The sequence below is a fragment of the Streptomyces sp. NPDC058246 genome (assembly GCF_042881985.1).
GTDB lineage: Bacteria > Actinomycetota > Actinomycetes > Streptomycetales > Streptomycetaceae > Streptomyces.
The window spans coordinates 184,752-195,473 of the sequence record NZ_JBHVWZ010000016.1; the positions used below are offsets into that span (position 1 = coordinate 184,752).

General features: G+C 72.1%; 8 protein-coding genes and 1 pseudogene. 2 read left to right on the forward strand and 7 right to left on the reverse strand.

Annotated elements, in window-relative coordinates; genetic code table 11:
- Nucleotides 1–370: 370 nt before the first annotated feature.
- A complete protein-coding gene (locus ACFVXA_RS23855) occupies nt 371–991 on the reverse strand; it encodes a TetR family transcriptional regulator C-terminal domain-containing protein (RefSeq protein WP_362020276.1) in 621 nt (206 codons plus the stop codon).
- Nucleotides 992–1,214: 223 nt separating this feature from the next.
- Here ACFVXA_RS23855 and ACFVXA_RS23860 point away from each other — a divergent pair, with 223 nt between their 5' ends.
- The gene (locus ACFVXA_RS23860) at nt 1,215–1,580 is read left to right on the forward strand and encodes an amino acid permease (RefSeq protein WP_362020279.1); all 366 of its coding nucleotides are present in this window, start codon (nt 1,215–1,217) and stop codon (nt 1,578–1,580) included.
- Here the strand turns inward: ACFVXA_RS23860 and ACFVXA_RS23865 are convergent.
- Both ACFVXA_RS23865 and ACFVXA_RS23870 read right to left on the reverse strand, forming a co-directional pair.
- Nucleotides 1,577–3,214: pseudogene (locus ACFVXA_RS23865) on the reverse strand (IS200/IS605 family accessory protein TnpB-related protein). The gene ACFVXA_RS23860 and the pseudogene ACFVXA_RS23865 overlap by 4 nt on opposite strands.
- Complete coding sequence (locus ACFVXA_RS23870; RefSeq protein WP_384395829.1) at nt 3,207–3,782, reverse strand: IS607 family transposase; 576 nt, start codon at nt 3,780–3,782, stop codon at nt 3,207–3,209. Before ACFVXA_RS23870 ends, ACFVXA_RS23865 begins: the two are co-directional and overlap by 8 nt.
- A 75-nt stretch (nt 3,783–3,857) precedes the next feature.
- On the opposite strand from ACFVXA_RS23870, the gene ACFVXA_RS23875 reads away from it, so the two are divergent.
- Nucleotides 3,858–5,051 carry an APC family permease gene (locus ACFVXA_RS23875; RefSeq protein ID WP_384395826.1) on the forward strand — a complete coding sequence of 398 codons (1,194 nt, stop codon included), beginning with the start codon at nt 3,858–3,860 and terminating at the stop codon, nt 5,049–5,051.
- Between the two features lie 48 nt (nt 5,052–5,099).
- On the opposite strand, the gene ACFVXA_RS23880 is transcribed toward ACFVXA_RS23875, so the two are convergent.
- From ACFVXA_RS23880 to ACFVXA_RS23895, 4 genes are all read right to left on the reverse strand, one after another.
- Nucleotides 5,100–7,145: an acetate--CoA ligase family protein gene (locus ACFVXA_RS23880; protein WP_390026426.1), complete on the reverse strand. Its 2,046-nt coding sequence runs from the start codon at nt 7,143–7,145 to the stop codon at nt 5,100–5,102.
- Entirely contained in the window at nt 7,142–8,320 is a 1,179-nt protein-coding gene (locus ACFVXA_RS23885) for a Glu/Leu/Phe/Val dehydrogenase dimerization domain-containing protein (protein WP_362020291.1), read from the reverse strand. The genes ACFVXA_RS23880 and ACFVXA_RS23885 overlap by 4 nt, the downstream gene beginning before the upstream one ends.
- Complete coding sequence (locus ACFVXA_RS23890) at nt 8,317–9,981, reverse strand: 5-guanidino-2-oxopentanoate decarboxylase (protein ID WP_390026428.1); 1,665 nt, start codon at nt 9,979–9,981, stop codon at nt 8,317–8,319. The genes ACFVXA_RS23885 and ACFVXA_RS23890 overlap by 4 nt, the downstream gene beginning before the upstream one ends.
- Nucleotides 9,981–10,722 (reverse strand): acyl-CoA dehydrogenase family protein (locus ACFVXA_RS23895; RefSeq protein WP_390026430.1); only part of this gene is annotated, 742 nt, incomplete at its 5' end. The genes ACFVXA_RS23890 and ACFVXA_RS23895, both read right to left, overlap by 1 nt.

Consider the following 10,722-nt stretch of genomic DNA (forward strand, 5'->3'; position numbering starts at 1 on the left):
CGTCGCCCCCCCGGCGTCGCCCCGCCGTCCGCCGTACCCCCGCCGGGGCCTTTCCGCCCCCCCCCCCCCCGGCCGCGCCTTCGCGCATCCTCTCCCCCCCCATCCCCGGGCCGGTGGCGCGAGCCGTCGCCAGGGGACGCGGCGCCGGCTCCACCGGTGAGGTGACCATGCGGGAGCGGCGGTGGGGAGGGGGCCCACATCCCGACAGGGGCCGCAGGCGGGGCGCACTCCGCTCGATTCGGGGCGGAGGCGCGAACAGGGCGTACGCCGGCAGGCGCGGAGGGCGCCTGATCCCACTGGGGCGAGCCGCTCCTGATCCAGCCGGGGCGCGCCGCTCCTGCTCCAACCGGCGCCGGCCGAGACCCGTGGGTCAGCGTACGGCCGCCACCAACGCCGCCCGCTCAAGCCCCAGTTCGCGCGCCAGTGCCTCGTCCACCCACTCGTGGGTCCGAGCCCGCGACACCGCACCCGCGTAGGCGGTCATCTGGACGGCGAGACCGTCCAGCAGCGCCGTCAGTCGCAGGGCCGCCCCCGTGGGATCGGGGCAGTGGAACTCGCCCGCGGCCACTCCCTCCGCGATCACCTCGATGAGCGCGGCCTTCCACTGCTTGTCGAGGTCGCGCGTGACCTCCCGCAGCGCGGGCTCGCGCAGCGCCGCCGCCCAGCCCTCGATCCACAGCCGCCAGCCCTTGGCCTGCCCGGTCGGCGCGTACCAGCGCACGGCGGCCCGGAGCCTTCGCAGCGCCGTCGTACGGCGGCCGAGCAGCTTGCGCAGATGGGCGAGGTCGTCCTCCGCCGCATACGTGAACGCGGCGGCGACCAGCTTCTCCTTCGTCGAGAAGTGGTACAGCACCAGCGCGTTGCTCACCCCGAGCGCCGAGGCCACGTCGGCGATCCGCACCGCCGCCACGCCCCGCGCCTCGATCTGCTCGACGGCGGCCCGCAGCAACTCCTCGCGCCGCTCCGCCACGCTCAACCGCACTCTCGCCACGCGGCAACCCTACACAGCCGCTCCGACAGGCGCCGTGCGCCGACCGAGAGGGCGGCGACGACCGCGGCGACCATCGGGCGCGACAGCCGCCCACGACCCCTTGACAGCGCCGCTCGGCGCGGACCACAGTACCGCCACTACTGACTGCTCGTTCAGTCAGTAGTAGAGCGTCAAGGCGTGTGTGCCCAGTCCGTACCTCCCGTACCGCCGCAGGAGTCCGCCCGTGACCCAAGCACCGAGCACCCCGAAGCCCCGGCCCGAGCCCGACGCCCCGGATCTCTCCGAGGGCTGGGGCGAGCAGCGTTCCCGGCTGCGCAGGGATCTGCGCCGACTCGATGTGCTGTTCTTCCTGATCTGCACCCTCGTCGGCCTGGACACGATCGGCTCGGTCGCCGCCCAGGGCCCGCAGGGCCTGACGTGGATGGCGATCCTCGCGCTGGCCTTCTTCCTGCCGTACGGCCTGCTCGTCGCCGAACTCGGCTCCGCCTTCCCGGTCCAGGGCGGCCCGTACGTCTGGACGCGCCTCGCCTTCGGACGGCTGACGGCCGGCGTCAACCAGCTTCTGTACTGGATATCCAACCGTTCCTAAAGGCTGAGCGGGAGTGAGTCCTGTTGCCAGAACCCATGCTCAGCCGAACGCCCCGAGCGGTTGTGGGCGTTCTGGTTCCCCGCGTTCGCTCCGCGTCCGGCATCAACGGATCGTGTCCGTGGTCCGGGAACGTGGGGGCGGGGTTCCTCACACTCAAGGGCCTCCGGTCGGGCCTGGACGGTCCGATGCCCACGACGATCACTCTGGTCGTCGCGGGGCGGTGCCGTCCGTCGCCGGATCGGATGTCCCTGGGCGCGCCTGCCGATCGCGATGCTTGCGGCATCGTGACGGCTGGTCTTACGGTTCTTGCTGGTCAGGGGCTTCTGCCAGTGCTGCGCACCCCACTTCGAGGTGTACGCCGGATCGACAGCGATGATCGCGATGCCGGTCTGATTGGCCATCGACGTAAGCCGGGCCCGCAACTTCCCGGTCGGCATACCGGAGATCAACTGCCGGAACTTCCTTCGTCGGCCGTGCTTCTCACGGGTCTTCTCCGCGGTGAAGTCCAAGTCTTCGACGGCGATGGCCTTGACGCCGCAGGTCTTGGCCCAGTTCAGCAGATGGGACAGCGCGTGCCGGACCTGCGCGTCACGATGCTGGGCGGTGCCGGACAGGTCGTAGAAGAAGCGGCGGGGCTGCCCGACCGGGTTGCCGTGCTCGTCCAGCCGCCAGGCCGCAAGGTGGTCGGCGTTGGTGTCCACTCCGATCACGCCGTGCGCGAGGGCGGCTTCGATCGGGATGGTCTTGACCGGCGGGATCTGCCACGAGGCGGTCACGTACCAGCGTCCGCGCTGCACGTCGTAGTGGATGCGGTAGGCCACGGCCCGGTTCGCCTCCACACGGTCGGCCCACTCCTGCCCACGGTGCGGGAAGGACACTTTCGCGGCGAGGACGTACCGGCCGTGCTTGGCATTCGCCGGCTCGGCGAGCGACGCCGGGAGTTTGATCGACACTTCACCATCGGGAGTGATGCGGATCGTCTCGTTACCGAAGCGTTTGCCGGACTCGCCATCGGCGGCGAGGAACCAGCGGTCCGCTTCCCACTGCTCACGCCATTCCGCCTGAGTGAGCTGGGCCTGGTCAAGGTTGTGGCGGGTGCCCAGCAGACGTTTACCGCCACGTACTACACGCACGCGGCCGGCCTCACGGTCGGCCCGAACTTGGTCGAGCCGAGCTTCGAGGGCATGCAGACGGCGCGTCTTGTGGAACCACTCGTGCGCGGACCGATAACCGCCGGGAGCACGTTTGGTGCCCTTCTCGCCGATCGGCTGGGACAGGCGGTGCGCGATCGTCTTGATGCCTGCTTCGAGAGACTGGATGTACGCGGCCTGCCCGCGCCTGGACAAGGCCCACTGGTCGTGCGTGGCCTTCGTGATCGAACCTGCCCAGCGCGACGACGAGGCGGACGTCAGCTCCCGCTTACGGGCCGCCCACGTCTCGGTGGAGTGCTCCAGGCCGTCAGCGCACCGGGTCTTGAGGTCTTTCGACGCGAGCGACCCGAGATGCGCGCCCACCAGGCGCAACACCTTCTCATCCTGTGTGGTGAGGTGCTTGAGCCGGTCACGTATCGCGACACCGGACGGTCCGAGGGCGACGAACGGATCGGCGATGGTGCGGAGTTGGGAGTCAGCCATTCTCGGCGGCCTCCAACGCCTTGCGGGCGCGGTTCTTCGCCGACTTGCGGCCGTACAGGCGGGCGCAGAACGAGGTCAGCACGTCCATGATGTCTTGCACGAGGTCGTCTTCGACTTCGCCTTCATCGAGGACCAGGAGGCGACGGCCGGTCGCGGACAGGGCCGCTTCGACGAGTTCGACGTTCATCCGGCCGAGACGGTCTTTGTGCTCAACCACCACGGTCGTCACGTCCGGATCGGCCAGCAGCCGCTTCGCCTTTGAGCGGGCGCCGTTCATGCCAGATGCGATCTCCGATTCGACCCGCACCACCTTGTGACCGGCCCTGGCCGCCCACGCGGACAACCGGGCCACCTGACGCTCAAGGTCGTCTTTCTGGTCATGGGAGGACACGCGGGCATACAAGCCCAGGCCGCCGACAGCTTCCGGCGCGGTGTTGGCCTCGATGTTCACCAGGATCGTGCGCGGCCCGACCCGCTGAGCCGGTACCGGCAACGTCCCCTCACGGAACCAGCGATACGCGGTCTGCGGATGCACACCCTGCCTCTTTGCCCACTCCGTCAGATTCACACCATGCTCATAGCGCTCACCTGATCAAGGTTACGCTCACTAAATCGTGCTTGAAGATGAGGAGTTGAGAACCCCGTGTGGGTCGGCGGCAGTCTGTGCATCATCGCGCTGACGACCTGGGAGGAGTTCTTCACACCGCTGCCGGGCGGGTGGAAATACGCGGCCGGGCTGCTGTTCATCTGGGGCGGCGCCCTCGCCGTCGTCCAGTCGGTGCGGATCGGCAAATGGGTGCCGATCGCCGGAGCCGTGGCCCGGATCGTGCTGCTCGGCTTCTTCCTCGTCTCGGTGGTCGTGTACGCGACCCGGCACGGCGTCCATACCCTGCCGGCCGGGGACTTCGCGCCCACCTACGCGGGCTTCGTCGCGCTCGTCCCCGTCCTGATCTTCAACTACGTCGGCTTCGAACTGCCCAGCTCGGCGGCGGAGGAGATGACGAACCCGAAGCGCGACATCCCGCTCTCCATCCTGCGCTCGGGGCTTGCCGCCCTGCTGCTCTACGGCGGCCCCATCCTCGGCATCCTCTTCGTCCTGCCGGGCGAGCGGATCGGCAGCCTCGGCGGCTTCATCGACGCCTGCAAGGCCGTGTTCACCGTCTACGGGGGATCCATCGCCGCGGACGGGACGGTCCACCTCACCGGGGCCGGCGCGGTCTTCGGCGGCGTCGCGGCGGCCGGACTCATCATCGGTCTGCTCACCTCGGGCGTCACCTGGGCCATGGGCGCCCACCGCGCCCAGGCGGTGGCCTGCGCGGACGGCGCGGGGCCGGCCTGGCTCGGGCACATCTCCGAGAAGCACGGCACGCCGGTACGCGTGAACCTGCTCTCCGCGATCCTCGCCTCCCTCCTTTTCGTGGTCGCCCTCAACCTCACCGGAGGCGACGGCGAGAAGTACTTCGCGGCGGGCCTCGGCCTGACCATCTGCACCACCTTCATCTCGTACGTCATCACCTTCCCGAGCCTCGCCGTGCTGCGTCGCAAGTACCCCTCCGTACCCCGGCCGTACTCCGTGCCGGGCGGGCGCCTCGGGGTCCGGCTGGTGAGCGCGCTGGCCACCGCCTTCGTCGCCTTCACCGTGGTGGTGCTGATCTGGCCCGGCTTCGGTGTCGGCTGGTTCGGCACGGCGGGCAGCGCCGCGGACGCACTGCCGGCGTCCTTCGCCGGGCAGCGACTGCGGTACACGCTCAGCCAAGTGGTGCCGCTGACGCTGTTCGTGGGCATCGGTCTCGCGTTCTACGCGGCGGGCGCGCGGACCCGCCGCGAAAAGGGCTGACGAGGCCACCGGGGCCACGGCTGCCACCCCCTCCAAGGAGTGGCAGCCCTACGCCATGACTCCGTGGGCGTCCAGGGCGATCGCGCCCCCAGGGTGCACGAGCAGCGGATTGACCTCCAGCTCGGCGAGTTCGGGGTGCTCGGCGGCGGCTCGGGCGACGGCGCACACGGCGGCCGCGGCAGCCTCCGGATGGACGGGCGGCGCGCCGCGCCAGCCGCTCAGCAGCGGCGCGTGCCGCAGCTCCGAAAGCAGGGCACGCGCGCGTGCCTCGGTCAACGGCGCCAGGGCGAGCGCCGTGTCCGCCAGCAGCTCCGCGGTGACCCCGCCGAGGCCGACGAGCACGACGGGTCCGAAGGCCGGGTCCCGGCGTACGCCGACGATCAGCTCATGGGCGTACGGAGGCGTCGCCATGGCCTCCACGGCGTAGCGCTCCGCGCCGGTGGCGGCCCTCATCCGCCGGAACGCGGCGCGCAGCGCGTCCGCGTCGCCGAGCCCGAGGGCCACTCCGCCCGCCTCCGTCTTGTGCGCCAGGCCCATCGCCTTGAGCACCAGTGGGTAGCCGACGAGGTGCCCGGCTTCCACGGCCTCGTCGGCCGTCGTGACGAACCGGGCCGCGGGGAAGGCGAGTCCGTAGGACGAGAGGAGTTCGCGGACGGTCTCGTAGGTGCCGTCGGGGACGCGGTACGGGGCTTCCCGTGTCGTCGCCGGGTTCCCGCAGGGGGCGGTGACGCGCGCGACCCCGGAGAGCGCCGTGGCCGCCTGCTCCACACGCTCGTACACCGGGACGCCGCGCCGGCGCAGTACGGCGAGCGCGGGAGTGTCGCGGGCCATGGTGTGCACGAGCAGCGCCCGGCCCGACTCGCGCGCGGCGTCCGCGAGTTCGCCGGCGACCTCGCACTCGCGCGCCGTCTGGGCCGGGTCGGCGCTCGCGTAGTCCCCGAAGTACCCGGTCAGTACGACGGCGTCGGCGTCCCCGCCGAGGAGCAGGGCGCGCGCCACGCGCGCGTAGGTGCCGAGATCGGCCTCGCCCGCGCCCGCGAGGTCGACGGGATTGCGGCATCCGGCGCCCGGCGACAGTAGGGCGGTGACCTCCCTCCTCGTCCGCTGGGACAGCTCCGGCACGTCGAGTCCGCGGACGGTGAACGCGTCGGCGGCGAGAGCCCCCTGGCCGCCGCTGTCACCGACGACGGCGACGCGGAACGGTCCGGCGCCCCCGCGGGCGGTGACCCCCGACAGCAGGCACACCGCCGTGTCCACCAGCTCACCGGCCGACTCCAGCAACAGCGCGCCCGCCTCCCGGCACACGGCGGCCACCGTGGCGTACGGGCTGACCAGGGCACCGGTGTGTGAGGCGGCGGCACCCGCGGAGGCGGGGCTTCGGCCGACGGTCAGCAGGAGTACCGGCTTGCCCGCCGCGTGGGCCGCGGCGAGCGCGCGGGCCAGGCGGCGGCCGTCGCGGAAGTCCTCGACGTACGCCGCGATGACACGCGTCGGCCCATGGGCGATCAGGGATTCCAGGGCGTCGGCCGCGTCGATGTCGCGCTGGTTCCCCAGCGAGACGAAACGTGAAAAGCCCTGTCCCGCGCGCGCGAGGAGACGGCCGATCTCCAGGGCGAGGTTCCCGCTCTGCGAGACCAGGCCGACGGCACCCTCCGGGAACTCACCCCAACTGAGCCGAAGGCGCGTGGTCGTGTCGACGATCCCCATGCAGTTGGGGCCGAGCAGACGTGCTCCGGAGGCGGTCACCAGCTCGGCGAGCGCGTGCTCGTCGGCCGTGCCGCTGCCCGAGGTGATCACGGTGAAACAGCGGGCGCCCGCGGCGAGCCCCTCGGCGACGACGGGGCGTACGAACGGGGCCGGCACGGCGACGACGACATGCTCGGGCACCTCGGGCAGGCCGGCCAGATCCGGCCGGAAGGGCACGCCGTCGAGGCGGCCACCGCGCCGGTTCACCAGATGCACCGCCCGGCGGTCTCGGCCCGAGAGGGCGCCCTTCGCCAGCCAGTAGCCCCATTTCGCGGGGTTGTCGGAGGCCCCCACCACGGCCACCGAACGCGGGTCGAAGAGGGCTGACAGCGGGCTGTCGTCCGTCATCTGTACCACCCGAACCGCTCCGCGATCACCGGCAGCCGGTCCGTGACGATGGCGTGCGCGGCGGCCCGTGCGGTCGTCCCGTCCGCCTCCGCGCGGGCCAGCATCTGGTCGATCAGGGCGCGCATGGAGCGCCGCGTGTACGCGAACGCCTCGTCCGCGTCGGCGCCGATGTCGCCGAACAGCGTCCACCACCACCAGGCGTTCGTTCCGGAGTTGACCACCACGTCCGGAAGGACGGTGACCCCGCGCGCGGCGAGCAGCTCCTCCGCCTCCGCCAGGACGGGCATGTTGGCCGCCTCGACGATCCAGCGGGCGGTGATCCGACGCTGGTTCACGGCGTCGATCGCGTACGAGACCGCCGCGGGCACCAGCACCTCCGCCTCGGCGGACAGCCAGGCGTCGCCCGGGAGTTCACGGTCGGCGGGGCGCAGCGCCGAGCGGTCGACCGTCCCGTAGGTGTCGCGGGCGGCGAGCAGCGCGTCGACGTCGAGTCCCTCGGGGTTCGCGATCGTGCCCTTGATGTCGGCGACGGCCACCACCTTGAGCCCCGCGCGCGCGAGGAAGCGTGCCGTGGCCCCGCCCATGGTGCCGAGTCCCTGCACGGCGACGCGTGTCCCGGCGTACGCCACCCCGGCGCGGTCCAGGGTCGCCAGCACCGACTCGGCGACTCCGCAGCCGCCGACCAGCTCGTCGAGACCGATGCCGTCCACCTCGACCGCGAAGGCGTCCGCGAGCCGCTGCCGGGCCGTCGCCTCGTCGTCGAGCAGCGGATACACGGCCTGGATCGACGAGACGAGGCCGGCCTCCTCGGCGGCCCGGTCGACCAGGTCCTGGGTGAGACCGAGATCCTCTCCGGTGGTCCAGAAGTTCTCGATGTGCGGGCGCATGGCGCGCAGATAGCGCACCAGGAGGCCGTACGCCGCCGGGTCCTGAGGATCGCAGTCGATACCGCCCTTGGCGCCGCCGAGGGGGATGTAGCGGCCTTCGGGGTTGTAGTGCAGGGCCTCTTTCATGGTCATGCCGCGGGCGAGTCCGGCGACCTCCTCCAGCGTGCAGCCGGGCCGCATCCGCAGACCGCCGCTGGAGACGCCGCGTACGAGCCGGTCGACGACGAGGAAGCCCTGGCGACCGGTGACATGGTCCGTCCAGGTGAGTGTCATCAGGGGCGCGGTCATGGGGTCTCCTCGGGGATGGCGATCAGGGTGGGGCCGGGGGTGCGCAGTGCCTCGGTGAGCGCGGCGGCCAGCTCGCCCGGGCCGCACGCGCGCGTGCCCTGCCCTCCGTAGGCGCGCGCCAGAGCGGGCAGGTCGACCGGCGCGAGGTCGACCGCCGTCGGGTCGTCGCCCCGGGCGGCCATCTCGTCGCGGATCTCGCCGTAGCCGCCGTTGTCGAACACCACGACGGGCAGCGGGAGCTGGAGTTGTGCCGCGGTAGCCAGCTCCTGAACCGTGAACTGGAGGCCACCGTCCCCGCTCAGCGCCACCACCTGGCGATCCGGACGCGCCACCTTGGCGCCGATCGCCGCGGGCAGCGCGTAGCCGAGCGTGCCGAAGCCGGTCGGGTGAAGATAGCGGCCCGCGGGGCCGAGGGGGAGGTGCGGGAGCGCGCCGTAGTAGCAGCACTGGGCACTGTCCGAGGTGATGACCGCGGTGTCGGCGAGGACGGAACGGATCGCCCGGAGGTACGGGATCCAGCGGGCGTCGCGTTCGGTGGTCTCGGCGTCGCGGGCGGCTCGCAGGGCGCCCGCCTGCACTGCGGCGTCCTCGTCGTCCCGCACGCGCGCGTGCGCCCGTACGTCCGTCTCTCCGCGGGCGTGGGCCCGGACGCCCGGTTCCACGCGCGCGTGGAACCGGACTTCGGAAAGCAGCGCCTTCAGGGAGACACGCGCGTCGCCGACGACGTCGATGTCCGCGGGCAGTCCCGCGTACATCTGGTCCGGGTCCAGGTCGACCCGGATCAGCGCGCCGTTCAGGGTGGGAGGCGGGGACCACAGGTCGGACTCGGCGAGTTCGGTGCCGACGGCGAGGACGGCGTCACGCTCGCAGAACCACTTCTGGACGGATGGGCTGTGCAGGGAGACGCCGAGCGACAGCGGGTGCGTCTCGGGGACGATCCCCTTGCCGTTGGCGGTCGTGACGACGGGAGCGCCCAGTTCCTCCGCGAGAGCGAGGCACGAGGCGGCCGCGCCGCGAGCCCCGCCGCCGAGCACGATCGCCGGCCGGCGTGCGCCGCGCAAGGCCTCGGCGGCGTCCCGTACGGCTTCCGGGGCGGGTGCCAGGGGCGCGACGCGGGGGGTGATGCGCACCGGACCGGTCTCCTCGGTGGCCTCCAGCACATCGAGCGGCACCTCGATGTGCGCCGGCCGCGGTCGCCGCGTACGGAAGAGCGTGAAGGCCCGGGCGACGGCCGCGTCGATCTCGGCGACCGACGACACCCGGTGGCTGAACGCGGCGACACCCCGCAGCGCCTCGGTCTGACTGCGCGTCTCGTGCAGCAGACCGGTCGCGAGGCGCGGATGGCGCAGCGGCATCCCCGGGGAGACGACCAGCAGCGGCACGCTGTCCGAGTAGGCCTGCCCGACGGCCGCCGCCGCGTTCAGCAGCGCGGGTCCGGTCGTCGTGATCACGACCCCCGGGCGATGCGTCACGCGCGCGTACCCGTCGGCGGCGTACCCGGCTCCCTGCTCGTGGCGTGTCAGCGTGTGCCGGATGCCGTACGCGGACAGGTGGCGGTAGATCTCCAGGTTGTGCGTCCCGGGGATGCCGAAGACCCGGGTCACGGCGTGGCCGCACAGGGCGCGGACGAGCGCCTCGCCGCCGGTGACCGCGTCGCCCATCACAGGCTCCGCGCGATGACGAGCCGCATGATGTCCGAGGTGCCCTCTTCGATCTCCTCCAGCTTGGCGTCGCGCATCCACTGCTCCACCGGGAACTCCCGTGAGTAGCCCCAGCCGCCGAGCGTCTGGACGGCGGCCCAGGTGCAGTACGCGGCGGTCTCGGACGCCGTCAGCTTGGCCATCGCCGCCTCAGCGGTCGCGGGCAGACCGGCGTCGAGGCGTTTCGCGGCCCGCCAGGTCATCAGCCGGGCCTGCTCCACGCGCGTCCGCATGTCGGCGAGGCGGAACGCCACCGCCTGGTGCTCGATGATCGGTTTGCCGAACTGCCGCCGCTCCCGGGCGTAGTCGCGCGCGTACTCGTACGCGGCGCGCGCCACCCCTGTCGCGGCCGCGCCCAGCACCGCGCGCGAGATGTCGAAGGTCCGCATCAGCCCGTGGAACCCCGCGCCCTCCGCTCCGAGCCGGTGCTCCTCGGGGACGTAGGCGTTCTCGAGGAAGATCTCGCGGCAGACGATGGCGCGCTGCCCCATCTTGCGCATCGGCTCTCCGAAGGAGACGCCTTCGGTGTCCTTGCGCAGCAGGAACGCGGAGACCCCGGCGGCGCGCCGGGTCGGATCGGTCTTGGCGAAGACGACGTACTGCTCGGCCTCGCCCGCGTTCGAGATCCACGCCTTCTGGCCGTTCAGGCGATAACCGCCGTCGGTGCGGTGTGCCGTGGTTACGATCGACGCCGCGTCTGAG

Coding starts and splice junctions, on each gene's coding strand:
- ACFVXA_RS23880 (WP_390026426.1), bottom strand. CDS start 7,145: ATGACGGACGACAGCCCGCTGTCAGCCCTCTTCGACCCGCGTTCGGTG.
- ACFVXA_RS23885 (WP_362020291.1), bottom strand. CDS start 8,320: ATGACCGCGCCCCTGATGACACTCACCTGGACGGACCATGTCACCGGT.
- ACFVXA_RS23890 (WP_390026428.1), bottom strand. CDS start 9,981: ATGGGCGACGCGGTCACCGGCGGCGAGGCGCTCGTCCGCGCCCTGTGC.